Origin of the sequence: Streptomyces rubellomurinus (assembly GCF_000961885.1) — a bacterium.
Classification (GTDB): Bacteria; Actinomycetota; Actinomycetes; order Streptomycetales; family Streptomycetaceae; genus Kitasatospora; species Kitasatospora rubellomurina.
In genome coordinates this window covers 65,376-89,572 of sequence record NZ_JZKH01000002.1, presented here as the reverse complement: position 1 = coordinate 89,572, position 24,197 = coordinate 65,376, and the positions used below count along the sequence as shown (strand labels likewise).

Annotated in this window: 19 protein-coding genes; 13 read left to right on the top strand and 6 right to left on the bottom strand. The window is 74.3% G+C overall.

Translation table 11 applies throughout. The annotated features are described in order from the left end of the window. Positions 1–8: 8 nt before the first annotated feature. A complete protein-coding gene (locus VM95_RS01675) occupies positions 9–1,532 on the bottom strand; it encodes a phytoene desaturase family protein (RefSeq protein WP_045692143.1) in 1,524 nt (507 codons plus the stop codon). Between the two features lie 22 nt (positions 1,533–1,554). After that, positions 1,555–2,154 (bottom strand): DUF4126 domain-containing protein, encoded by a 600-nt coding sequence (locus VM95_RS01670; protein ID WP_045692142.1) that lies wholly within the window; start codon positions 2,152–2,154, stop codon positions 1,555–1,557. Positions 2,155–2,704: 550 nt separating this feature from the next. On the opposite strand from VM95_RS01670, the gene VM95_RS01665 reads away from it, so the two are divergent. The 3 genes from VM95_RS01665 to VM95_RS01655 all read left to right on the top strand — a co-directional run bounded on the left by VM95_RS01665 (position 2,705) and on the right by VM95_RS01655 (position 4,920). Next, the gene (locus VM95_RS01665) at positions 2,705–3,265 is read left to right on the top strand and encodes an SAV_6107 family HEPN domain-containing protein (protein ID WP_045692141.1); all 561 of its coding nucleotides are present in this window, start codon (positions 2,705–2,707) and stop codon (positions 3,263–3,265) included. Between the two features lie 58 nt (positions 3,266–3,323). Beyond that, positions 3,324–4,076: a methyltransferase domain-containing protein gene (locus VM95_RS01660; protein ID WP_045692140.1), complete on the top strand. Its 753-nt coding sequence runs from the start codon at positions 3,324–3,326 to the stop codon at positions 4,074–4,076. Between the two features lie 454 nt (positions 4,077–4,530). After that, positions 4,531–4,920: a DUF3040 domain-containing protein gene (locus VM95_RS01655; RefSeq protein WP_045692139.1), complete on the top strand. Its 390-nt coding sequence runs from the start codon at positions 4,531–4,533 to the stop codon at positions 4,918–4,920. A gap of 120 nt (positions 4,921–5,040) precedes the next feature. On the opposite strand, the gene VM95_RS01650 is transcribed toward VM95_RS01655, so the two are convergent. From VM95_RS01650 to VM95_RS01635, 4 genes are all read right to left on the bottom strand, one after another. Further along, entirely contained in the window at positions 5,041–7,461 is a 2,421-nt protein-coding gene (locus VM95_RS01650; RefSeq protein ID WP_045692138.1) for a transglutaminase TgpA family protein, read from the bottom strand. Next, positions 7,458–8,777, bottom strand: coding sequence for a DUF58 domain-containing protein (locus tag VM95_RS01645; RefSeq protein WP_045692137.1), 1,320 nt, complete (start codon positions 8,775–8,777; stop codon positions 7,458–7,460). Before VM95_RS01645 ends, VM95_RS01650 begins: the two co-directional genes overlap by 4 nt. A 1-nt stretch (position 8,778) precedes the next feature. Continuing rightward, positions 8,779–9,822: an AAA family ATPase gene (locus tag VM95_RS01640; RefSeq protein WP_045692136.1), complete on the bottom strand. Its 1,044-nt coding sequence runs from the start codon at positions 9,820–9,822 to the stop codon at positions 8,779–8,781. Positions 9,823–10,079: 257 nt separating this feature from the next. Beyond that, positions 10,080–10,625, bottom strand: coding sequence for a beta-class carbonic anhydrase (locus VM95_RS01635; protein WP_045692135.1), 546 nt, complete (start codon positions 10,623–10,625; stop codon positions 10,080–10,082). A 538-nt stretch (positions 10,626–11,163) separates the two neighbouring features. Between VM95_RS01635 and rsmH the strand changes: the two genes are divergently transcribed. From rsmH to VM95_RS01585, 10 genes are all read left to right on the top strand, one after another. Continuing rightward, a complete protein-coding gene (gene rsmH, locus VM95_RS01630) occupies positions 11,164–12,138 on the top strand; it encodes a 16S rRNA (cytosine(1402)-N(4))-methyltransferase RsmH (protein WP_045692134.1) in 975 nt (324 codons plus the stop codon). A 157-nt stretch (positions 12,139–12,295) separates the two neighbouring features. Beyond that, positions 12,296–12,811 (top strand): cell division protein FtsL, encoded by a 516-nt coding sequence (ftsL, locus tag VM95_RS43535; protein WP_063773431.1) that lies wholly within the window; start codon positions 12,296–12,298, stop codon positions 12,809–12,811. Continuing rightward, positions 12,808–15,126, top strand: coding sequence for a peptidoglycan D,D-transpeptidase FtsI family protein (locus VM95_RS01620; protein ID WP_244178572.1), 2,319 nt, complete (start codon positions 12,808–12,810; stop codon positions 15,124–15,126). Before ftsL ends, VM95_RS01620 begins: the two co-directional genes overlap by 4 nt. A gap of 93 nt (positions 15,127–15,219) precedes the next feature. Continuing rightward, the gene (locus VM95_RS01615) at positions 15,220–16,785 is read left to right on the top strand and encodes a UDP-N-acetylmuramoyl-L-alanyl-D-glutamate--2,6-diaminopimelate ligase (protein WP_045692133.1); all 1,566 of its coding nucleotides are present in this window, start codon (positions 15,220–15,222) and stop codon (positions 16,783–16,785) included. Beyond that, on the top strand, positions 16,782–18,185 hold the full coding sequence (locus VM95_RS01610; protein ID WP_045692132.1) for a UDP-N-acetylmuramoyl-tripeptide--D-alanyl-D-alanine ligase: 1,404 nt from the start codon (positions 16,782–16,784) through the stop codon (positions 18,183–18,185). Before VM95_RS01615 ends, VM95_RS01610 begins: the two co-directional genes overlap by 4 nt. Beyond that, the gene (mraY, locus tag VM95_RS01605) at positions 18,185–19,246 is read left to right on the top strand and encodes a phospho-N-acetylmuramoyl-pentapeptide-transferase (protein ID WP_045692131.1); all 1,062 of its coding nucleotides are present in this window, start codon (positions 18,185–18,187) and stop codon (positions 19,244–19,246) included. Before VM95_RS01610 ends, mraY begins: the two co-directional genes overlap by 1 nt. After that, a complete protein-coding gene (murD, locus tag VM95_RS01600) occupies positions 19,243–20,694 on the top strand; it encodes a UDP-N-acetylmuramoyl-L-alanine--D-glutamate ligase (RefSeq protein ID WP_045692130.1) in 1,452 nt (483 codons plus the stop codon). The genes mraY and murD overlap by 4 nt, the downstream gene beginning before the upstream one ends. A 75-nt stretch (positions 20,695–20,769) precedes the next feature. After that, positions 20,770–22,110, top strand: a complete 1,341-nt coding sequence (gene ftsW / locus VM95_RS01595) for a putative lipid II flippase FtsW (RefSeq protein ID WP_045692129.1) — start codon at positions 20,770–20,772, stop codon at positions 22,108–22,110. A 6-nt stretch (positions 22,111–22,116) separates the two neighbouring features. Next, complete coding sequence (gene murG / locus VM95_RS01590; RefSeq protein ID WP_045692128.1) at positions 22,117–23,223, top strand: undecaprenyldiphospho-muramoylpentapeptide beta-N-acetylglucosaminyltransferase; 1,107 nt, start codon at positions 22,117–22,119, stop codon at positions 23,221–23,223. Then, the gene (locus VM95_RS01585; protein WP_052707084.1) at positions 23,216–23,992 is read left to right on the top strand and encodes a cell division protein FtsQ/DivIB; all 777 of its coding nucleotides are present in this window, start codon (positions 23,216–23,218) and stop codon (positions 23,990–23,992) included. Before murG ends, VM95_RS01585 begins: the two co-directional genes overlap by 8 nt. Positions 23,993–24,197 lie beyond the last annotated feature (205 nt).

The window sequence follows — 24,197 nt, the reverse complement described above, 5'->3', positions numbered from 1 at the left end:
CCCGGCCGTCACGCCGGGCCGATCAGGCCGGCCGTGATGCAGGCCGACATGCCGACCCGGGCCAGTCCACCGCCCGGGTGGGCGCCGCCGCCGACCAGGTAGAGGCCCGGGACCGGCGACTCGTTGGCGGCCTTCAGGCCCGAGGACGGCGCGACGGAGCCGGCGAGCACCGGCTGGGCGACGGCGCCGAACAGCGCGCCGGTCTCCCGCCGGGTGTCCTCCGGGGTGCGCACCACCCGCCACAGCACCCGCTCGCGCAGGCCGAGACCGGCCGCGTCGACGTGGGCGAGCAGCCGGTCGGCGTAGTGGTCGGCGAAGCCGGGGGCCGTCCAGTCGACCTCGTCCTGGGCCGGGACGGTCGCGGTCAGCACCACGCTCTCGTGCGCGTCGTCCGGGCGCAGCGTCGGGTCGTCCGGGCGCAGCACCTGGACGGTCGGGCGCTCGCAGGGCGGCTCACTGAGGGTGAGCGCGTTCGCCTCGGCGGCCGGGTCCGCGGCGTGCACGACCGTCCGGTGCACGGTGCCGGCCGGCCGGCCGCCGCGCAGGGCCAGCAGCACGCTGAACCGGCCGGGCACCTCGACCGGCTCCCACTCCCGGGGCGGCACCCCCGGCCAGTCGGCGATGCCCTGGCGGAACAGCGCGTCCGTGTCCATCGCGGAGATCACCACGTCCGCGGCGATCCGGCCGTCCGCCGTCTCGACGCCGCGGGCCCGGCCGTCCTCGACGACCACCCGGGTGACGGGCGTGTCGAAGCGGAACGCGACCTTGCGCAGCTCGCAGCGCCGGTACACCGCGTCCGCCAGCGCCCGCAGCCCGCCCCGGACGTACCAGACGCCGAAGGACTGCTCCATGTACGCCAGCACGGCGGCCCCGGCCGGGGCCTGCCCGGCGGTCAGGCCGTACCGCAGCGCGGGCTCGCCCAGCAGCGCGGTCAGGCCCGGGTGGCCGCCGAGCTGCCGGTGCGCCACGGTGTCGAGCGTCCAGCGGACCGGCCTGCGCAGCCGGGCCAGGCCGGTGCGCGGCGGGACGGGGTACGGGTCGGTGTCGAACACCGCGCGGTCGGCCGGGGTCAGCACGCCGTGCTCGGACGGCAGCGGCTCCTCCAGCAGCGGGCGCCGGGTGGCCTCCCAGACCGTGCGGCCGTGGTTCATCACCGCGCTCCAGCGGGCGCCCGAGCCGGCGCCGAAGGCGGCGTCCAGGGCCTGGCTGACGCCGCCGCGCGAGGCGTTGGGCAGGGTCAGGTCGGTGCCGTCCGGGAACAGGTGCCGGCTCTCCGGGTCGACGGGCGTCAGCTCGACCAGCTGCTCCAGCGGCTCCTTGCCGGTCTTCAGCGCGAGGTCGCGGTAGACGGCGGGCAGGGTGAGCAGGCCGGGGCCGGTGTCGAAGGCGAAGCCGTCGCGCTCGTACCGGCCGACCATGCCGCCGTACGTGCCGCTCGCCTCGCAGACCGTCACCCGGTGGCCGAGGGTCGCCAGCCGGGAGGCCGCCGCGAGCCCGCTCATTCCTGCACCGATGACGACGATCTCTGCCATGGCACCCGATCCTAGATCGCCGTCAGACGTGGGCCTGCGCCCGGGCGGCCCGGCGCTCGCGGCGGCGGGCCCGGAAGGCCCGGATCCGGGAGACGGCCAGCCACACCAGCAGCAGGCCGGCGGCCAGCAGCGCGGCGGCGATCGAGGCGGCCGGCCACGGGTGGAAGATCGCCAGGGTGACCAGGCCGCCCACCGACAGGTCCTCCAGCAGGCTGACCGCGATGTTGCTGGCCGGCTCGGGCGAGGTGTTGACGGCCATCCGCAGCGAGGCCTTCACCAGGTGGGTGACCAGCGCCGTGGTGCCGCCCACCGCGCCGGCGGCGACCTCGCCGAGCGACCCCGGGTCGTGGCTCGCCATCAGCACGCCCACGGTGGCGCCGGCGATCGGCCGGATCACGGTGTGCACCAGGTCCCAGACGCTGTCCACGTACGGGATCTTGTCGGCCACCGCCTCCAGCAGGAACAGCAGCGCCGCCGCGACCAGCACGTCCGTGCGCTCCAGCGCGGGCGGCACCGACTCCGCGCCGGCGAAGCGGCCCAGCAGCCCGAGCAGCAGCACCACCGCGTACGCGTTGATGCCGCTGGCCAGCCCGCTGGTGAAGATCAGCGGCACGATCGTCATCGCACTCCCATGGTTCGGACCCCGGCCGTACCGTACCGGCCCGCCGACCGGGACGTCCGCGCAGGTCGCGGTGGTTCCCGGGGCGGTCGGCCGGTCGGGGCGGATCTGAGTACGAGTACTCAGATCCGGGGTTGAGTAGCGGAGCGGATGCCCGCGCACCCGCCGGGACGGGAGAGTGGTGGCACCCGGGAGGCCGGCGCGTCGGGCGTCCGACCGCCCGGGGGTGGCGGACCCGTCCGTCCCCGGCCGCGACGGCCGGCGGACGGCGGCGGAGGTCCGTCGAGGGCGCCGGTCACGGGCCCCGCACCGCCGGCACGGGGCGGCGGAGCGGGCCGGGGGGAGACCGGCCGACCCGGGGGAGTTCGCTCCGCCGCCCGCGGGGGGACGGCGGAGCGGGGCACACGGCGGCGGCGCGGAGCGGGGGAACGGTTCGCGCCCGCCGCCGGAATGCTGCCCGAAGCACCGTCAGGACCGCGTTGTCAGTGGTCCCGTTCACGATGGAGGAGCACGGGCCGCCCGGTCCGCGCGCTGCCTCGGAACGGGGGAGACCATGACCATCAGCCGTCCTGAGCCCGTCACCGCCCGCCTCCACTCCGCCGCCCTGCCGTACGACCGGGGCCCGCGCCCCGCCGGCGGCGACGTCCACCCCGTGCTGCGCCGGATCGCCGCGCCGCCCGCAGCCCTCGACCTGCTCACCGACGCGCACCGCACCCTCGCCCGGGCCCGGGCCCTGGAGGACCCGCTGGAGCGCTACGCCACCGCGCACCTGGCCGCGCTGCGCACGGTGGCGGCCGTCCTGGCGGTGCGCGGCCGGCCGGAGAAGAACCCGCGCCGGCGCAAGGCGATCCGCAGCGCCTGGGAGGTGCTGCCCGAGGTGGCCCCCGAACTCGCCGAGTGGGCGGTGTACTACGGCGCCGGCGCCCGCCGCCGGGCCGCCGCCGAGGCCGGGATCCGGGGCGCGGCCTCCGCCCGCGACGCCGACGACCTGATCCGCAACTCCGCCCTGTTCCTGCGGCTGGTCGAGCGGCTGCTCGGCCTGCGCGCGGCCCCGCCCGCGCCCCGGCTGCCGCTGGACGCCGGTGACCCGAGCGGGGGTGGGCCGAGCGTGTGACGACCCGGTCTAAGGTGGAGGCGTTCTGATCGAACTCCACGTGCCAAGGAGCCCGACCGTGTACCCGACGCGTCCCCGCAGTTCCCTGCGTACCGCCGTGGTGTGGGAGGTGGTGCGGGCAGCCCTGGAGAAGCGGGCGGCCGAGCTGGACCGGCCGGTGCTCGACGTGGTCGACACCGGTGGCGGCACCGGCAACTTCGCCGTGCCCGTGGCCAAGCTCGGCCACCGGGTGACCGTGGTCGACCCGAGCCCGGACGCGCTGTTCGCGCTGGAGCGCCGGGCCGCCGAGGCCGGGGTGACCGACCTCGTCCGGGCCGTCCAGGGCGACACCCAGACGCTGCCCGAGGTGGTCGACCCGGGCAGCGTGGACGCGGTGCTCTGTCACGGCGTGCTGGAGGTCGTCGACGACCCGGCCGAGGCGCTCGGCAGCCTGGCCGCCGCCCTGCGCCCGGGCGGGTTCGTCAGCCTGCTGGCCGCCAACCGCAACGGCGCCGTGCTGGCCCGCGCGCTGGCCGGGCACTTCACCGAGGCCCGCACCGTGCTCTCCGCCACGGACGGCCGTTGGGGCGAGCAGGACCCGATGCCGCGCCGCTTCACCGGCGAGGAACTGGGCCGGCTGGCCGAGGCCGCGGGCCTGCGGGTGGAGTCGGTGCACGGTGTCCGGGTCTTCGCCGACCTCGTTCCCGGCGTGCTGGTGGACACCGAGCCGGGCGCCATGGAGGCGCTGCTGAAGCTGGAGGAGGCGGCCGCCGCCCAGCCCGCGTTCCACGCCGTCGCCACCCAGCTGCACCTGCTGGCCACCCTGGCCTGAAACCGCCGCGGAGCCCCCCGCCCGCCGCTGTCCCGGCCGTCCGCCGCCGTACGGTTCGCACCCCGTCCGGCGGCGGTTCGCCGCGCGGACGCCTTCCGGACGCCCTGCGCCCGCTTCGGGTCGCGCCGTGGCCCGTTCGTGAAGCTCCCCAGGTCCGGGCCGATTCCACCCGTTCGGGCACTTGTCCGGCTCGCACGGCGTTGAGCCGGGTGCGGCCCCGACCGGCCGAAGTGGCCCGTCCCACGCGGCGCAGACCACTCCGGAACCGGCTCGTGGACCGTATGATCTGGGTAAAGCCGGAAAGCATGACCGCCGGACGCGTGGGGCATATGGCTGACACGGGCCGGGCCCCCGCACAGGCGTCCGACCACGTGCCCCAAGGCTGATTTGGACTGGCCGCCCCGACCGGGGTGGCGGACCGGTCGCACCCGCGACCGACGAGTAGGAGGACTCCGTGCCGCTCTCGGAGCACGAGCAGCGACTGCTCGACCAGATGGAGCGAGCGCTGTATGCCGAAGATCCCAAATTCGCGTCGGCGCTCGAAGGATCCGGGCTGCGCACCTACACCCGTCGGCGGGTCTACCTGGCCGTCGCCGGCTTCGTGGTGGGCATCGGCCTGCTGATGGGCGGCATGGTCGTCCCGGACCAGATCTGGGTCAGCGTCGTGGGCTTCCTGGTGATGCTCGGCTGTGCGGTGTTCGCCGTGACCGGTTGGCGGCGCGGGCCCGCGGGCCAGAGCTCCGGCCCCCGTCCGGCCGCCGCGCCGCGCCGCAAGGCCGGGATGATGGACCGGGTGGAGCAGCGCTGGCAGCGCCGCCGGGACGAGCAGACCGGCGGGTTCTGAGCCCACCGCCCACCGAAGCCTCGAAACGCCGGGGCGGGCAGTCGATCCGACTGCCCGCCCCGGCGTTTCGCTGTTCCCCGGCCGGGGGCCCCGGAGACGCGTGCTCCGGGGCCCCGGTGCTCAGGGCTTCGGGCGCCGGGTGAACGCCCGCCGCACCGGTCCGAGGACGGCCGCCGAGACCCGCTCGGCGCGGGCGCCGAGCGCGGCCCGGCCCGCCCGCACCGCGTCGGAGGCCCGCCACCACAGCTGCACCGAGGACGGCGGCAGCAGCAGCGCGCGCAGTCGCCTGCCCCGGCCGGCGTTGGCCCGCAGGACCTGCTGGACGGCCCGGACGTCGGCCGTCAGCGGCGCGGTGGTGACCTGACCGGACGGGGCGTAGAGCGCCCGCTCGGTGGCCAGCGCCACCCGGCCGGTGGCCGCCGCCGTGTCCGGGTCCAGCCGCGAGGCGTCGCTGATCCGGCGGGCGGTCGCCCGCGGGGTGCGCGACTCGTCCGGCGGCAGCCCGAGATCCCAGGCCGAGTCGACCAGCTCCTGCCAGGCGGCCAGCACCTGGGCGTCGGTGAGCTCCGCCGGACCGTCGCCGCCGGGGCGGCGCCGCCCGCCGCCGCCGAGCCGGCGCCGGCGCAGGGCGCCCCGCCAGAGCATCGGGACGAGCAGCAGGACGATCACCAGCAGCACCGCGGCGAGGGTGACCAGCAGCTGCCAGGACGGCAGCCAGGACTCGTCGGCGGTGTGGGTGACGGTCTTGGTCTGCCCGCCGCAGTCGCCCAGCTGCTGCTGCTTGCCGCCGCAGGCCTTGCTGGCGCTCGGCGTCGGCGTGGCACCGGCGGTCGGCGCGGCCGTGGTCGGCGCCGCGGTCGGCGCGGTGGTCGGGGTGCTGGACGTCTCGGTGTACTTGGGCGCGACGCCGCGGCTCGGCGTCGGCTCGAAGCGCAGCCAGCCGTAGCCGGAGAAGTACAGCTCGGGCCAGGCGTGGTACATCTTGCCGCTCACCGAGTAGACGCCGCCGCCCTTGGTGTCGCCGGGGGTGAAGCCGACCGCGACCCGGGCCGGGATCTTCAGGGTGCGGGCCATCGCCGCCATGCTGGAGGCGAAGTGCACGCAGAAGCCCTTGCGGTCGCGCAGGAAGACCGCGATGGCGTCGTTGCCGGTGCCGCCGGAGATCGAGGTGTCGTACGTGAACTGCGGGCTGGTGAAGTACCGCACCAGCGCCGTCGCCCGGTCGTAGTCGTTGTGCGCGTCGGCGGTGATCGCCTTGGCCTGCTCGGCGACCACCGGAGGGAGGCCGTCCGGCAGCGCGGTGTAGCGGTCCCGGATGTCCTGCGGCGGGAGCGCCGCGGTGCGCAGCTCGTTGGCGGTGGGGCGCAGGTCGTACGAGGTGACGTGGTAGTTCAGGTCGCGGATCGCGTTGTCGCCGACCGGCACGACGGTGCGGGTCAGCGGGTCGAGCTTCCACTCGCTCCGGTTGGGGACCTGGACGGACGAGGCCGGGTACGGCATCGGCAGCCAGCTCTTGCCGCCCAGCTTGTCGCCGACCCGGAAGTCGCTCTCGATCCGGGGGACCATGGAGTCCCGCAGGCCCTCGGGGTTGGGCAGGTTGGTCGGCAGGTCGTTGACCGTGGTGCTGCTGAGCTTCCAGCTGGTGCCGTCGAACTGGTCGAGCGAGCCGGTGCGCAGGTAGGTCTGGTCGGCCTGGGCGCTGTCCATGCTGTACGTGAACAGCACGGTGTCGTTGGGCTTGGTGATCGCCGCTTCCAGGCTGACCATCGGGTCGAGGCTGCTCGCGGTGCCGCCGCCGGTGCCGTTGCCGCTCCCGGAGGACGACCCGCCGGAGCCGGAGCCCAGCAGGCCGGCGCCGACCTGCGGGATCAGGACGGGCAGCAGCAGGGCCACCGCCAGCGCGAGCACGCCGACCTGCCGGCCGCCCGGGCTCACCGAGGTGGCGCCGCCGACGCCCTGCGGGCCGCGGAAGACCTTGCCCCAGCGGGTGGCGCGGTCCTGGCCCTCGGCGAACAGCAGGACGAGGTAGCCGAGCGCGGCCAGGGCGAACCAGATCCAGCTGCCGCGGTCCTTGGCCAGCCCGTTGCCGACCGAGTACAGCGCCAGCAGCGGCAGCCCGGCCAGCGCCGCGCGCCGGTAGGTGACCGCGAGGGTGTCCACCACGATGGCGATCAGGCCGACCGAGGAGACCAGGATCAGCCGCAGGCCGGCCGTGGGCGGCGCCGGCATCGCGTACTGCCCGATGTCGTAGACGCCGTCCGAGAAGGTGTTGCTGAGGTGGCGCATGGTCGTCGGCCCGGGCACGAACCCGCCGCCGAAGCCGATCAGCAGGAGCAGCAGCAGGAGCAGCAGCTGGGCGATCGGCACGCTCCACCGGAACAGCGGGGAGCGGCGCAGGCCGGCGCCGGCGGCCGCGAGCACGGCGATCACCAGCAGGCTGAAGGTGAGCCAGCTGCGGGTGGTCAGCAGCGGGAGCAGGCACAGCGAGGCGAGGGCGGTGGCCAGCGCCGAGTAGACGGTCAGTTTGGCCCGGGTGGTCACGCGCCGGCCCCTTCTCGATGGTGGGCGGTCGTCTTGGCGCCGTCGACGCGCTGCCAGAGGTCGGGCAGGGAGTCGCCGGCCCGCACGGGCAGGACGGTCCAGCCGGCCTCGCTCAGCTGGCGGGCCCGGGCGCGGAACTCGTCGCCGCCGGTGTGCGGGGCGAGCATCCGCAGACCGGTCCAGGTGCCGGTGTCCAGCAGGACGGCGATCGCCCCGCCGGTGCGGCCGCGCAGCCGGGCGAGCCGGGCGGCCTGGGTCTCGTCCAGCTCGCCGAGGACGGCGACCAGCAGGCCCTCGCCGGTGGCCCGCAGCGGCTCCTCGGCGCGGGAGAGCCCGCCGCCGTCCGACAGGTCGGCGACCGCGAGGGCGTCCAGGATCAGTCCGGAGATCTCGGCGGGCTGGTGGCTGCCGCTGTCCGGGCCGGGCACCCAGTGGCCGGTGTCGGTGAGCAGCTGGGTCTGGTAGCCGCGGTGCAGCAGGTGCGTGGCGACGGAGGCGGCGCAGCTCACCGCCCACTCGAAGGAGGAGGCGGGGCCGCTGCCCCGGTGGGCGATCTCCCGGGTGTCCAGCAGGACGGTGGCGCGGGCCTTCTGCGGCTGCTCCTCGCGGCGCACCATCAGCTCGCCGTAGCGGGCGGTGGACTTCCAGTGCACCCGGCGCAGGTCGTCGCCCGGCCGGTACTCGCGCAGGATCACGTCGTCGTCGCCGGCCAGCGCCAGGGTGCGGCTGCGGCTCTCGCCCTGGCCGGCCCACTCGCCGCTGATCCGCACGTGCGGCAGGGCCTGGGCCTGGGGGACGACGGTGAGCACGTCGTGGGCGGCGAAGGCGCGGCTGACCTCGCACATCCCGAACGGGTCGGTCAGCCGCAGGTGCAGCGGGCCGAGCGGGTAGCGGCCGCGCAGGTCGGAGCGGACCCGGTAGGACACCTCGCGGAATCCGTGCGGCTCGACCCGGTCCAGGACGAAGCGCGGGCGCGGCCCGAGCACGTACGGGACCTTGTCCTCCAGCAGCAGCACGCCGGTGGGCACCCGCGAGACGTTGTCGATCCGCAGGTGGACCCGGGCCTCCTGGCCGGCGACGGCCCGGTGCGGGCTGAGCCGGCGCCCGCTGGCCACCCGGTAGCGGGTGTTGGCGACCACCAGCACGGCGACCACCGGCAGCACGGCGAGCAGCACGCCGACGCGCAGCAGGGCGTCCTGGCCGAGCACGTAGGAGCAGGCCATCGCGGTGAGCCCGGCGGCCAGGAAGGAACGGCCCCGGGTGGTCAGGCCGCGGATTCCGGCCCGTAGCCCCGAGGCCTGGTCGGATGCCGTCACCTCAGCCCCTCCGGACGGCCGGGCCGCCCTGCGGGCGCGGCAGCGGCACCCGGGAGACCAGCTCGGCCACGATCTGCTCGGTGGTGCGGCGGTTCAGCTGGGTCTCGGCGGTCGGCATCAGGCGGTGCGCGAGGACCGGGACGGCCATGCGCTGCAGGTCGTCCGGGATGACGTAGTCGCGGCCGTCCAGCGCGGCGGCGGCGCGGGCGGCCCGGACCAGGTGCAGGGTGGCGCGGGGCGAGGCGCCCAGGCGCAGCTCGTGGCTGGTGCGGGTGGCGCCGACCAGGTCGACGGCGTAGCGGCGGACCGGGTCGGCGATGTGCACGGAGCGGACGAGGTCGATCAGCTTGAGGATGTCGGAGGCGTGCGCGACCGGCTGCAGGTCCGCCAGCGGGTCGGCGCCGCCGTGCACGTCCAGCATCGCGAACTCGGCCTCGGGGCTGGGGTAGCCGATCGAGATCCGGGCCATGAAGCGGTCGCGCTGGGCCTCGGGCAGCGGGTAGGTGCCCTCCATCTCGACCGGGTTCTGGGTGGCCACGACCATGAACGGCGAGGGCAGCTCGTAGCTGGTGCCGTCGATGGTGACCTGGCGCTCGGCCATCGACTCCAGCAGCGCGGACTGGGTCTTCGGCGAGGCGCGGTTGATCTCGTCGCCGACCACGATCTGGGCGAAGATGGCGCCAGGGCGGAACTCGAAGTCGCGCTGGTGCTGGTCGTAGATGTTGGTGCCGGTCACGTCGGACGGCAGCAGGTCGGGCGTGAACTGGATGCGGCGCACGGTGCAGTCGACCGAGCGGGCGAGCGCCTTGGCCAGCATGGTCTTGCCGACGCCGGGCACGTCCTCCAACAGGAGGTGGCCCTCGGCGAGCAGGACCGTGAGGGCGATCCGGACGGCCTCCGGCTTGCCCTCGATCACGCTCTCGATGTTGGCGCGGACCTTGTCCACGACGGCGGCGAGTTCGGGAAGCCCGACCCGGTGGTACCCGTCCGTCCCCTGGCCCCCCGCAGGACCGCCGAGACCGGCCTGATCGTTGTAGCTCGTCACCCGTTTACGCTCCCTGACACCCTGTCCCGCCTCACCCCGAGGCCGGACCCCACCCCTGCTGGACGCGGCCGGCCCGAGGGCGGTTCCGAGGGTGGAATCCGGCGCCGTGGGTGGCCTGCGGCCGCGCCGGCCCCAGGTGGTTCGGGGTCCGACCGGCAGGCGCATTCTCCCCCCTGGGGTGGCCGGAAGTCACCCCAGGGTTCGGTGCGGACGGAGGTGCCCGGGATGCCCCGGGATGCCCGGGGCGGGGGCGCTCGCTAGTGGATCTCGCGCAGCAGTCCGGTGTGGACGTCGAAGACGAAGCCGCGGACGTCGTCGGTGTGGAGGAGGAAGGGAGAGGTGCGCACCCGCTGCATGGACTGGCGGACGTCGCCGTCCAGGTCGACGAAGGCCTCCACCGCCCACTGCGGGCGCTGGCCGACCTCCGCCTCCAGTTCGCGGCGGAAGTCCTCGGTGAGGCCGAGCAGGCCGCAGCCGGTGTGGTGGATCAGCGCGATCGAGCGGGTGCCCAGGGCGCGCTGGCTGATGGTCAGGGAGCGGATGGTGTCGTCGGTGACGACGCCGCCGGCGTTGCGGATGACGTGCGCGTCGCCGAGTTCGAGGCCGAGCGCGGCGAACAGGTCGAGGCGGGCGTCCATGCAGGCCACCACGGCGATCTTCTGGACCGGGCGGGCGTCCATGCCGCCGTCCTGGAAGGTCACCGCGTACTCGCGGTTGGCGCCCACGAAGCGGTCGATGATGGTGGGTGCGGCGGGATTGGCAGCGGCGGCGTGCGGCGTGGGCCGGTCAGGGGTCACTGTCATGGGGGTGACGTTAGTGCGATCCGCGGGGTTGCGGAGGGGGGAAGAGCTACAGAACCCGAGGCTGTGACCGAGCGCATAGCCACAACGGGAGGGTTTGTCCGGGCTGGTCCCCGCGGGGGTCGCGAGCGGGGTCCGGGCGGGGGCGCGCGGCGGCCCGCGAAGGCCCCCGGACGTGGCCGCCCGCAGCCCACCCCAACGGCCGCGACCTGCGGTGATCCGTACCGCCGCCCGGGTGGTGCGCCGGAGCGGACCATTGACTGGCAGGGTCCGCGCGATAGAGTTCGTGGCGCGGTCGAGCACAGCCGCCGGAGCCCGTCAACCGGGCCTTCCCGGCCGGTGCGGCTCCACCGACGCGGCCCGTGGCCTCCACCCGCTCCGTGCTCTCCTGGCGCACCTTCCCCGGTGCCGGGCGCGCGCGTCCTTCCCCTCGAGCGGGCGGGGACCACGGGCCGCGTCGTGCTGCCGGGGGCCGGTGGGCGAGAATGGCCGCAGCTCCCGGACGTCGGGCGCTCCGCACCGAGGAAGGGCGCCACCGCGCATGACCAGCAACGAACCCGGCCCCAAGCACGTTCCGGTGATGCTGCAGCGGTGCATGGACGCGCTGGCGCCGGCGATCTCGCGCCCCGGGGCGGTGGTGGTGGACGCCACCCTCGGCCTCGGCGGGCACAGCGAGGCCCTGCTCACCCAGTTCCCGGAGGTCCGGCTGGTCGCGGTGGACCGCGATCCGCAGGCGCTGAAGCTGTCCGGCGAGCGGCTGGCGCGCTTCGGCGACCGGGCCACCCTGGTGCACGCGGTCTACGACGAGATCCCCGAGGTGCTGGAGCGGCTGGGCATCGACCGGGTGGACGGCATCCTGTTCGACCTCGGCGTCTCCTCGATGCAGCTGGACGAGGCGGACCGCGGCTTCGCGTACGCGCAGGACGCGCCGCTGGACATGCGGATGGACCAGACCCGGGGGATCAGCGCGGCCGAGGTGCTGAACACCTACAGCCATGGCGACCTGGCCCGGATCCTCAAGGTGTACGGCGAGGAGCGGTTCGCCGGGAAGATCGCCTCGGTGATCCTGCGGGAGCGGGAGAAGGAACCGTTCACCAACAGCGCGCGTCTGGTCGAGTTGGTGCGCAACGCCATCCCGGCGGCGACCCGCCGCACCGGCGGGAACCCGGCCAAGCGGACGTTCCAGGCCCTGCGGATCGAGGTCAACGGCGAGCTGGAGGTGCTGGACCGGGCGATCCCGGGCGCGCTGGACGTCCTCGCGCTCGGCGGTCGGATCGTCGTGATGTCCTACCAGTCGCTGGAGGACCGCCTGGTGAAGCAGTACTTCGCCGCCGGGGCGACCAGCACCGCCCCGCCGGGGCTGCCGTTCATCCCGGAGGAGCACCAGCCCTGGCTCAAACTGATCACCCGCGGTGCCGAGCTGGCCACCGAGGAGGAGATCGAGGAGAACCGGCGCGCCGCGCCCGTACGGCTGCGGGTGGCGGAGAGGATCAGGGACCGTAACAAGCGGGGCTGACACGACGGCCCCGGCGGGGTCCGAAGGGCGGAGGAAAGCGGTGGGGCCGGTGGCCGGTGGGGTCCGGACGGGGCGGGGAACACTCCCGGGGCAGGGCAGGGCGCGGATCACGGTCCGGCCGGGGCGGCGCCCGGTACGGGGGCGCACGCCGTTCGCCGTGCTCGTGGTGGTGCTGCTGGCCGGCGGGCTGTTCGGGCTGCTGGCGCTGAACACCGCCCTCAACGAGGGCTCCTTCGAGCTGTCCCGGCTGCAGAAGCAGACCACCAAGGCCACCGACGAGCAGCAGGGCCTCCAGCACGAGATCGACCAGTCCTCCGCGCCGGACGCGCTGGCCAAGCGGGCCGCCGAGCTGGGCATGGTGCCGGCCGGCGGGATGGCCTTCCTGGACGTCCCGAACGGCGGCAAGGTGCTCGGCACGCCCGGGCCGGCCCAGGACAGCCCGCCGGTGAAGCGCTCGACGGCCGAGCCGTGGCCGATGAAGCCCGCGCCGCAGGCGGGCGGCCAGCCGAGTGGTCAGCCGACCCCGCCGGCGACCGCCCCGGCGGCCGCGCCCTCCGGTGCGCCCAGCCCGGCGGCGTCGAGCAGTGACCCGGTGGTCCAGCTCAACCCCGCCGCCCCGGCGACCCCGGCCGCGCCCGCGCAGCCGCAGCACAGCGGGGGTGCGGCCCGGTGACCACGCCCCGCCAGCCCTCCGGCGGCTCCGGATCCGGCAACGGCTCCGGCAGCGGCCGCCGCCAGCCGCCCCGCGCCGGCGCCCCGCGCCAGGGCGTGCCGCGCGAGCGCTCCGCCACCGGCCGGCCGCAGCCGGCCAAGGGCCAGCCCGCGAAGCCGCAGCCCGCGAAGGGGCAGCCGGTCCGGGGGCAGTCCGCGAAGCCCGCGTCCGCGAAGGCCGCCGCCGCGAGACCCGCGGCGCCGAAGGGCCAGCCCGCCCGGTCGGCGCAGCCCGGCCGCGGCCCCGCCGCCAAGGCGCAGCCCGCCAAGGCCGCCGCCGCCCGTACCCCCCGCGCGCCGCAGCAGCGCCGCCCCGAGGGCCGCCCGCCGGCCCGGGGCCAGGCCGCCGTCCGGCCGCGCCCGAAGCCGCGGCTGCCGCAGCGGCCCAAGGCCCTGCGGCTGGCCGAGCCCAAGCGCCGGCTGCGGGTGATCACCGTGGTGATGTCGCTGGTGTTCTCGGTGTTCGCGGGGCGGCTGGTGCAGCTCCAGCTGCTGGACTCCGACGCGCTGGCCGCCGACGCCAACACCAACCGCTACCAGAACATCCCGATCACCGCCGAGCGCGGCTCGATAACGTCCTCGGACGGCGTCGCGCTGGCCGCCACCGTCGACGCGTACGACATCACCGCCGACCCGGCGATGTTCACCCCGGAGTCGACCGGCATCCCGGACGCCCCGGAGCAGGCCGCCGCGCTGCTGGCGCCGATCCTCGGCGTGTCCAAGGAGAAGATCGCCGCCGACCTGCACACCCCCAAGACCCGCTACAAGCGGCTCGCCGCCCAGCAGACCCCGGCCGCCAAGAACCAGATCAGCGACCTCAAGGCGAGCCTGGAGAAGCAGGCCGGCTCGCGCACCTGCCAGGCGCAGCGCAAGCTCCTGACCAAGCCCGCCGAGCAGGGCGGGCGCACCCGGATCGACAACGAGTGCGCCAACCCGCTCGCCGGGGTGTTCAACCGGGAGACCCAGAAGCGGATCTACCCGGCCGGCGGGCTGGCCGCCAACCTGGTCGGCTTCGTCAACGGCGAGGGCGAGGGCGCGGGCGGCCTGGAGCTGCAGTTCCAGAAGCAGCTCGCCGGCAAGGACGGCCACAGCAGCTACGCCCAGGCGGGCGGGCGGCTGGTGCCCACCGCGGGCGGATCGCGCGAGCCCGCCGTGCCCGGCAGCGACATCAGGCTGACCATCAACCGCGACATCCAGTGGGCCGCCCAGCGGGCGATCACCGACCAGGTGGCCAACTCCGGCGCGGAGAAGGGCTACGTCGTCGTCCAGGACGTGAAGACCGGCCAGGTCCTCGCGATGGCCACCGCGCCCGGCTTCAACCCGGGCGACCTGTCCAGCGCCAAGCAGTCCCAGCTGGGCAACGCGGCGCTCCAGGACGCGTACGAGCCGGGCAGCACCGCCAAGCTGATGAGCCTGGCCGCCGTGCTGGACACCGGCAAGGCCAACTGGGACACCAAGGTGACGGTGCCGTACCCGCTGGTCCGGGCCGGGCAGCAGTTCAAGGACGACGTCGAGCACGGCACCTGGTACCTGACCCTGGCCGGGGTGCTGGCCAAGTCCTCGAACATCGGCACCATCGAGGCGATCGAGACCCTCGGCGACGGCGACCAGCTGAAGGCCAACCAGGTGCTGGACGGCTACATGCGCAAGTTCGGGGTGGCCCAGCCGACCGGTCTGAACTTCCCGGGGGAGACCCCGGGCAAGCTCAAGAAGCCGGAGGACCTGGTCGCCTCGGAGAAGTACAACATCTCCTTCGGCCAGGGCCCGATGCAGATGAACGCCCTGCAGGCGACGTCGGTGTACTCGACCATCGCCAACGGCGGGGTGCGGGTCGCGCCCAGCATCGTCCAGGGCGTCACCGGCCCGGACGGCACGTACACCCCGACGCCGCCGGGGGCGCGGACCCAGGTGGTCAGCGAGCAGACCGCCAAGACCCTCACCTCGATGCTGGAGTCGGTCGTCGACGACGAGCAGGGCACCGGCGGCAAGGCCGCGATCCCCGGCTACCGGGTCGCCGGCAAGACCGGCACGGCCAACCGGGGGGCCGCCAACGGGGTCGGCTACGACGGCTACACCGCCTCGTTCATCGGCTTCGCCCCCGCCGACGCCCCCCGGTACACCGTCTCCTGCACCCTCCAGGGCCCGGTCAACGGGCACTTCGGCGGCCAGCTGTGCGGGCCGGTGTTCAAGCAGGTGATGGAGTTCACCCTGAAGACCATGCAGGTCCCGCCGAGCGGCAGCCAGGCGCCGAACCTGGCCGTCGACTGGAAGCCGTGAGCGCGCATGAGCAACCAGCGGACCGGGCGGGACGACGGCGCGGCGCAGGGCCGGTTTGGCCCTGGACGCCCTTCGGCGGATAGCCTTCCCGCCGTGCCGAAACCCGATCAAACCACCGTGAGTCCGCCCCGCCCGACCGGGACCGCCGCCCTGCCGCTCGCCGAGCTGGCCGCCCGGCTGGGCCTGCCGCCCGTCGAGGGCGGCGCCGTCACCGGCGTCACCCACGACTCCCGCGCGGTGCGCCCGGGCGACGTGTACGTGGCCTTCCCGGGCGCCAACCACCACGGCGCGGCCTTCGCGGCCAAGGCCGCGGACGCCGGCGCGGTGGCCGTGCTCACCGACCCGGCCGGGGCCGAGCTGGCGGCCGGCACCGGCCTGCCGCTGCTGGTCGTCGACCGGCCGCGGGCCCGGATGGGCGAGCTGGCCGCGATCGTCTACGGCCACCCGTCCGAGCGGCTGCTGATGATCGGGCTGACCGGCACCAACGGCAAGACCACCACCTCCTACCTGGTCGAGGGCGGTCTGCGCGGCGCCGGGCGCAGCCCCGGCGTGATCGGCACCGTCGAGATGCGGGTCGGCGCCGAGCGGATCAAGAGCGAGCGCACCACCCCCGAGGCCACCGACCTGCACGCGATCCTCGGCGTGATGGCCGAGCGCGGCGCCGACGCGGTGACCATGGAGGTCTCCAGCCACGCCCTGGTCTTCGGCCGCACCGACGGGGTGGCGTACGACGTCGCGCTGTTCAACAACCTCACCCCCGAGCACCTCGACTTCCACCCGGACATGGAGGACTACTTCCAGGCGAAGGCCCGGCTCTTCCAGCCCGGCAAGTCCCGCCGCGGCGTGGCCAACCTGGACGACGAGTACGGCCGCCGGCTCGCCGCCGAGGCCGAGATCCCGATGACCACCTTCTCCGCGACCGGCGCCGCCGAGGCCGACTGGCGGGCCGTGGACGTCCAGCTCGGGCCGGCCGGCTCCACCTTCCGGGTGCTCGGCCCGGACGGCGCCGAGGCCGACGCCGCCGTCCCGCTGCCCGGCCCGTTCAACGTCGCCAACGCGCTCGCCGCGATCACCGCGCTGGTCACCGCCGGGCTGCCGCTGGAGCGGGCCGTGGCCGGCGTCGCCGCCGTCCCCGGCGTGCCGGGCCGGCTGGAGCGGGTGGACGCCGGGCAGCCGTACGTCGCCGTCGTCGACTACGCGCACAAGCCGGACGCCCTGCGGGCCGTCCTCGCCTCGCTGCGCGAGGTCACCAAGGGCCGGCTGCACGTCGTCGTCGGCTGCGGCGGCGACCGCGACCCGCACAAGCGCGGCCCGATGGGCGACATCGCCGCCCGGCTCGCCGACACCGCCCTGCTGACCAGCGACAACCCGCGCAGCGAGGACCCGCTGGCGATCCTCGCCAGCATGCTGACCGGCGCCGCCGCGGTGCCCGAGGCCGAGCGCGGCGCCGTCCTGGTCGTCCCCGACCGGGCCGAGGCGATCCGCCTCGCCGTCGCCCGCGCGCAGGCCGGGGACACCGTGCTGGTGGCCGGCAAGGGCCACGAGCTCGGCCAGTACGTACGAGACGAGATCCGCCCCTTCGACGACCGGGAGGTGCTGCGCGAGGCGATCGCGCGGGCCACGGCCGCCCGGGGCGACCGAGGAGTAGAGCAGCAGTGATCGCACTGACCCTCGCCGAGGTGGCCGCCGCAGTCGGGGGCTCCCTGGACGGCGCCGACCCGGACACCCTGGTCACCGGCCCGGTCGAGGTCGACTCGCGCAAGGTGAACCCCGGCGGCCTGTTCGCGGCCTTCGTCGGCGAGAACGTGGACGGCCACGACTACGCGGACACGGCGGTCGCCGCCGGCGCCGTCGCGGTGCTGGCCTCCCGCCCGGTCGGCGTGCCCGCCGTCCTGGTCGACAGTGTGGTGGACGCGCTCGGCAAGCTGGCCCGCGCCGTGGTCGCCCGCGCCGAGGACACCGCCGTGGTCGCGCTGACCGGCTCGGCCGGCAAGACCAGCACCAAGGACCTGATCGCCCAGCTGCTCCGGCGCCTCGGCGAGACCGTCTACCCGCCCGGCTCGCTGAACAACGAGATCGGCCACCCGATGACCGCGCTGCGGGTCGAGGCCGGCACCCGGCACCTGGTCATGGAGATGGGCGCCCGGCACAAGGGCGACATCGAGTACCTCACCTCGATCACCCCGCCCCGGATCGGCCTGGTGCTGAACGTCGGCACCGCGCACGTCGGCGAGTTCGGCTCGCAGGAGGCGATCGCCGAGGCCAAGGGCGAGATCGTCGAGGCGCTGCCCGCGCACGGCACCGCCATCCTCAACGCGGACGACCGGCTGGTGCGCGCCATGGCGACCCGGACCAGGGCGAAGGTCGTGTACTTCGGCGAGTCCCCGGACGCCGACGTGCGGGCCACCGGAGTTCGTCTGGACGCCACCGGACGGCCATCGTTCACGCTCACCACCCCGGCCGGTTCCGCGCCCGTGCAGCTGCGCCTGTACGGTGAGCACCACGTCTCGAACGCCCTCGCCGCCGCCGCGGTGGCGATGGAGCTCGGGATGTCCGTCGACGACACCGCGGCAGCCCTGGGCGAGGCGGGTGCGCTGTCCCGCTGGCGCATGGAGGTCGTCGACCGGGCCGATGGTGTCACCGTCGTCAACGACGCCTACAACGCGAACCCCGACTCGATGCGGGCCGCGCTGCGGGCGCTGGTCTCGATGGGGGGCCGGGGCCCGGAGCGCCGCCGCACCTGGGCGGTGCTCGGCGAGATGCGGGAGCTCGGCGAGGACAGCCTGGCCGAGCACGACGCCATCGGACGGCTCGCCGTCCGGCTGGACGTCACCAAGCTGGTGGCGGTCGGCGGACGCGAGGCGGCCTGCATGGAACTCGGCGCGAGGAACGAAGGTTCGTGGGGTGAGGAGTCGGTGCTGGTGTCCGACGCGGACGCGGCGGTCGAGCTGCTGCGCAGTCAGCTGCGGCCGGGGGATGTGGTCCTGGTGAAGGCGTCCCGTTCGGTGGGGCTGGAGAAGGTGGCCGAGGCCCTCCTGGCGGACGGTGCTGCCCGATGATGAAGCAGATCCTCTTCTCCGGGATGATCGGCCTGATCCTCTCGCTGGTCGGCACCCCCGCCCTGATCAAGCTGCTCGCCCGGCGCGGCTACGGCCAGTACATCCGCGACGACGGCCCCAAGGCGCACCACAGCAAGAAGGGCACGCCCACCATGGGCGGCATCGCCTTCATCCTGGCGACGCTGATCGCCTACTTCGGGACCAAGGCGATAACGGGCGAGGCCCCGACCGCCTCCGGGCTGCTGGTGCTCTTCCTGACCGCGGGCCTCGGCCTGGTCGGCTTCCTGGACGACTACATCAAGGTCGTCAAGCGCCGCTCGCTCGGCCTGCGGGCCAAGGCCAAGCTGGCCGGCCAGTCCATCGTCGGCCTCGCCTTCGCCATCCTGGCCCTGCAGTTCCACGACAGCCGCGGACTCAGCCCGGCCTCGGAATCGCTGTCCTTCGTGCGCGACTTCAAGTGGGCGATCGGCCCCGTGCTGTTCGTCATCTTCGCCTACTTCATGATCGCCGCCACCTCCAACGGCGTGAACCTGACGGACGGTCTGGACGGCCTCGCCACCGGCGCCTCGGTGATGGCCTTCGGCGCCTACACCTTCATCGGCGTCTGGGAGTACGGGCAGAGCTGCGCCTACGCCGCCACCGCCACCGTCAGCTGCTACGACGTCCGCGACCCGCTGGACCTCGCCGTGGTGGCCGCCGCCCTGATGGGCTCCTGCTTCGGCTTCCTCTGGTGGAACACCTCGCCCGCCAAGATCTTCATGGGCGACACCGGCTCGCTCGCCCTCGGCGGCGCGCTGGCCGGTCTGGCGATCTGCTCGCGCACCGAGCTGCTGCTCATCCTGCTCGGCGGCCTCTTCATGATCATCACCCTGTCGGTGATCATCCAGGTCGGCTCCTTCCGGATGACCGGCAAGCGCGTGTTCAAGATGGCACCCCTGCAGCACCACTTCGAACTCAAGGGCTGGAGCGAGGTCCTGGTCGTGGTCCGCTTCTGGATCATCCAGGGCCTGTGCGTGGCCGTCGGCCTCGGCCTCTTCTACGCGGGATACCGGACCGGATGACGAACAATCCCCAGGTGATCAAGTTGGAGTTTGCCGACCTTCCCGTCGTGGTCGCCGGGCTCGGCGTCTCCGGCATCAGCGCCGCGCGCGTGCTGCGCGGCCTCGGCGCCGCCGTCACCGTCGTGGACGGCGGCAGCGGCGAGGGCCTGAAGGCCCGCGCCGCCGAGCTGGAGGCACTCGGCGTCGCCGTGCGCCTGGGCGACGGCGCGAGCCTGCCCGAGGGCACCCGGCTGATCGTCACCTCGCCCGGCTGGGCCCCCGACAGCGCGCTGTTCGCCGCCGCCGAGGCGGCCGGCGTCCCGGTCTGGGGCGACGTCGAGCTGGCCTGGCGGCTGCGCAAGCCGCTGCCGGCCACCGGCGAGCCGGCCCCCTGGCTGGCCGTCACCGGCACCAACGGCAAGACCACCACCGTCCAGATGCTCGCCTCGATCCTCACCGCCGCTGGCAAGCGCACCGCCGCGGTCGGCAACGTCGGGGTCTCGGTGCTGGACGCGGTCCTCGCCGAGGAGCCGTACGACGTGCTCGCCGTCGAGCTGTCCAGCTACCAGCTGCACTGGGCGCCCTCGCTGCGCCCGTACTCGGCGGCCGTGCTCAACCTGGCCCCCGACCACCTGGACTGGCACGGCTCGATGGAGGCGTACGCCGCCGACAAGGGCCGGATCTACGAGGGCAACGTCGTCGCCTGCGTGTACAACCTGGCCGACCCGGCCACCGAGGCGCTGGTCCGCGAGGCCGACGTCGAGGAGGGCTGCCGGGCGGTCGGCTTCGGCCTCGGCGCGCCGAGCCCGTCGAACTTCGGCGTGGTGGACGGCCTGCTGGTGGACCGCGCCTTCGTCGAGGACCGGGCCAAGAACGCGGCCGAGCTGGGTTCCGTCGAGGACGTCAACCCGCCGGCCCCGCACAACATCGCCAACGCGCTCGCCGCGGCGGCGCTGGCCCGGGCCTACGGGGTCGAGCCGAAGGCCGTCCGCGAGGGCCTGCGGGCCTTCCGCCCGGACGCGCACCGGATCGCCGAGGTCGCCACCGTCCGCGAGGTCGCCTACGTCGACGACTCCAAGGCCACCAACACCCACGCCGCCGCCGCCTCGCTGGCCGCCTTCCGGCCGATCGTCTGGATCGCCGGCGGCCTGGCCAAGGGCGCGACCTTCGACGACCTCGTCCAGGGCGCGGCCGAGCGGCTGCGCGGGGTGGTGCTGATCGGCCAGGACCGCGCGCTGATCCGGGAGGCGCTGGAGCGACACGCTCCGGATGTGCCGGTGATCGAGGCGGCCGAGGGCCAGACTGGCGCGGTGGCGATGGCCGAGATCGTTCGAACGGCCGCATCGCTCGCTCGATCGGGTGACACGGTGCTGCTGGCGCCGGCCTGCGCCTCGATGGACATGTTCACCAACTACGGCGAGCGCGGCGACCTCTTCGCGGCGGCCGTGCGGGAGCTGGCGAACGGCTAGGGCCGCTGGCGGTCAGGGGCTCGAGAAGGAACGGGTAGGGGCGGCGTGGCGGGGCAGGGCAGGGCGGAATCCGGCGTGGGGGAGCGGGACGCCGCCGAGCCGTGGCGCGTGATCTCCGCCACCACGACCAAGTACAAGTCGGCCGGTCCGCTGGCCCGGCTGCGGGCCTTCCGGCTCCGCGTCGGGTACTGGCTGGACCGGCCGCTCACGCCCTACCTGCTGATCCTCGGCACCGTCCTGCTGCTGGTCGTGCTGGGCCTGATGATGGTCTTCTCGGCCTCGCAGATCCTCGCCCTGAACCAGCACCACACCGCCCAGTACTACTTCCTCAAGCAGCTGATCGCGGCCATCCTCGGCCTCGTCCTGCTGGTCGGCTTCGCCTCCGTCCCGGTGGCGGTGCTGCGGGTGATCGTCTACCCGGTGATGTTCGGCGTGATCGGCGCGCTCGCGCTGGTCGCGGTCCCCGGCATCGGGGTGCGGATCAACGGCAACCAGAACTGGCTGGACTTCGGCTTCTTCCAGTTCCAGCCCTCCGAGTTCGCCAAGCTCGCCCTGGTGCTCTGGGGCGCCGACCTGCTCGCCCGCAAGCAGCGGACCGGCACCCTCGGCTCGTGGAAGCACCTGCTGGTGCCGCTGGTGCCGGGGGCCCTGCTGCTGCTCGCGCTGATCATGATCGGCGGCGACATGGGCACCTCGATGATCCTGGTGGCCATGGTCTTCGCGCTGCTCTGGATGGTCGGCGCACCGCTGCGGCTGTTCGTCGCCACCCTCGGGGTGGCGGTGGTGGTCTGCACCGCCCTGGTGATCACCGTCCCGCACCGCGCGGAGCGCCTGGGCTGCATCGGCATCACCAAGCTCGACCCGGACGGCGCCTGCTTCCAGGCCCTGCACGGCGTCTACTCGTTCGCCCTCGGCGGCGGCTTCGGCACCGGCCTCGGCGCCGGCGTGGAGAAGTGGGGGCAACTGCCCGAGGCGCACACCGACTTCATCTTCGCCGCGACCGGCGAGGAACTCGGCCTCGTGGGGACGCTGTCGGTGATCGGTCTCTTCGCGGCACTAGGCTACGCGGGTATCCGTGTGGCCATCGGTACGAAGGACCCCTTCGTCAGGTACGCCGCGGGAGCCGCCACCACCTGGATCATGGCGCAGGCCATGATCAACCTGGGGTCGGCGCTGGGACTGCTGCCGATCGCGGGCGTCCCGCTCCCGCTGTTCTCCTACGGCGGTTCCGCCATGCTGTCGGCCATGTCCGCGATCGGAGTGCTGCTGTGCCTGGCGCGCAGCTCCTCGGGCGCGAAGGCGGCCCTGGCCGCCCGGAGCAAGAACTCCCGGATCAGGAAGCGACTGGCCCGGGTGCTGCCACGACGACGAACCACAGCGCGCCCGGCCCCGGGGCCGGCACGCAGGGAGCGGTGAATTTCGGTGCATGTCGTACTCGCCGGCGGGGGGACCGCCGGTCACATCGAGCCGGCCATGGCCCTCGCGGACGCCCTCCGCAGGCACGACCCGTCAGTCGGGATCACCGCCCTGGGCACCGAGAGGGGTCTGGAGACCCGGCTGGTACCCGAGCGCGGCTACCAGCTGGAGCTGATCCCGGCCGTCCCGCTGCCCCGCAAGCCCACCCCCGAGCTGATCACCGTCCCCGGCCGGCTGCGCGGGACCGTCCGGGCCGCCCAGGAGATCATCGAGCGGGTCAACGCCGACTGCGTCGTCGGCTTCGGCGGCTACGTCGCGATGCCCGCCTACCTGGCCGCCAAGCGGGCCGGCGTGCCGATCGTCGTGCACGAGGCCAACGCCCGCCCTGGCCTGGCCAACAAGATCGGCGCCCGCTACTCCGACTTCGTCGCGGTCTCCACCCCGGACAGCAAGCTGCGGGACTCCCGCTACATCGGCATCCCGCTGCGCCGCACCATCGCCACCCTGGACCGGAACGCCTCCCGCCCCGAGGCCCGCCAGTACTTCGGCCTCGACCAGCGGCTGCCCACCCTGCTGGTCTCCGGCGGCTCGCAGGGCGCGCGCCGGCTGAACGAGACGATCACCGCGATCGCTCCGCGGCTGCAGCAGTACGGCGTGCAGATCCTGCACGCGGTCGGCCCGAAGAACGAGCTGCCGCAGGTCGCGGACGTCCCCGGGATGCCGCCGTACCGCCCGGTGCCGTACATCGACCGGATGGACCTCGCCTACGCGGCGGCCGACCTGATGCTGTGCCGGGCCGGCGCCATGACGGTCGCCGAGCTGGCCGCGGTCGGCCTGCCCGCCGCCTTCGTGCCGCTGCCGATCGGCAACGGCGAGCAGCGGCTGAACGCCCAGCCGATGGTCAAGGCCGGCGGCGGCCTGCTGGTGGACGACGCCGAGCTGACCTCCGACTGGGTGCTGCAGAACGTGCTGCCGGTGCTCACCGACCCGCAGCGGCTGTGGGACATGAGCCGCGCCGCCGCCGAGTTCGGCCGCCGGGACGCCGACGACCTGCTGGTCGGCATGGTCTACGAGGCCATCCAGGCCCACCGCGGCGGCCGCCGCCGTGGCTGACGGCCGGCTCGCCGACCCGCTGGACAGCGAGCTGGAGGACGAGGAGCCCGCTCCTCGCCTCCGGCTCTCCCGGCGGGGCATCGTGGTGTTGAGCGTGCTCGGCGCCGCGGTGCTGGGCGTGCTGGCCTGGCTGGTGTTCCTCTCCTCGGTGCTGGACGTGCGCGACGTCGCCGTCCAGGGCGCGACGGACGACAAGCTGACGTCGGACCAGGTCCGGGACGCGATCGGCGGCCTGGCCGGCGGACCGCTGGCCCGGGTGGACCTGGACGGCGTCCGGCAGCGGGTGGAGGCGATTCCCCGGGTGGCCAAGGCCGAGGTGTGGCGGGGTTGGCCGCACACCCTGCAGGTGAAGATCGTCCAGCGTACCGCCGCGGCCGCTGTCAAGGGGGAGGACGGCCAGTTCACCCAGGTGGACGCCACCGGAGTGAGCTTCGCCACCGAGGCGGCCCCGCCGGAGGGCGTGCCGGTGGTGGAGCTGCGGCTCAGTCAGCAGGCGAAGGACGTGGACGGAGTGATCTCCCGTCCGCAGCTCGTGCAGGGTGCGGTGGCGGTGGCCGCCGGGCTGCCGCCCGAGGTGGCCAAGCGGGCCGGCTCGGTGCTGGTGCACTCGTACGACGACATCGAACTGCAGCTCAGCGGGGGTGCGACGGTGCGCTGGGGGAGCCCGGAGCAGAACGACCGAAAAGCGCGGGTCCTGGTGGCACTGCTGAACCAGAAGGGCACGAACTTCGACGTGAGTGCGCCGGAGGCGCCGGCGGTGTCCGGATGATCCGGTAGGTTCTGTGGCTGAGGGAGGGGTTGACGCCTTGGAGTGTCGGCCCGACCCTTGGTGGTCACCCCGGTTTCGTATGCCGGCCGATGATCACATAGGCTCAAAAGAAAAAGGGAAGCTCGGCGTGTTCGTTGAAACACGTGCCCAGGGCCACCTAGTGTCCTGTGTCACCAGACTGTGTCCCTTGGTGATGTGACGGAGG

What these genes read in the sequence shown, in the direction of transcription:
- VM95_RS01675 (WP_045692143.1), bottom strand. Translation starts at nt 1,532, where the DNA reads ATGGCAGAGATCGTCGTCATCGGTGCAGGAATGAGCGGGCTCGCGGCG.
- mraY (WP_045692131.1), top strand. Translation starts at nt 18,185, where the DNA reads ATGAAGCAGATCCTCTTCTCCGGGATGATCGGCCTGATCCTCTCGCTG.
- VM95_RS01665 (WP_045692141.1), top strand. Translation starts at nt 2,705, where the DNA reads ATGACCATCAGCCGTCCTGAGCCCGTCACCGCCCGCCTCCACTCCGCC.
- murD (WP_045692130.1), top strand. Translation starts at nt 19,243, where the DNA reads ATGACGAACAATCCCCAGGTGATCAAGTTGGAGTTTGCCGACCTTCCC.
- VM95_RS01670 (WP_045692142.1), bottom strand. Translation starts at nt 2,154, where the DNA reads ATGACGATCGTGCCGCTGATCTTCACCAGCGGGCTGGCCAGCGGCATC.
- VM95_RS01635 (WP_045692135.1), bottom strand. Translation starts at nt 10,625, where the DNA reads ATGACAGTGACCCCTGACCGGCCCACGCCGCACGCCGCCGCTGCCAAT.
- rsmH (WP_045692134.1), top strand. Translation starts at nt 11,164, where the DNA reads ATGACCAGCAACGAACCCGGCCCCAAGCACGTTCCGGTGATGCTGCAG.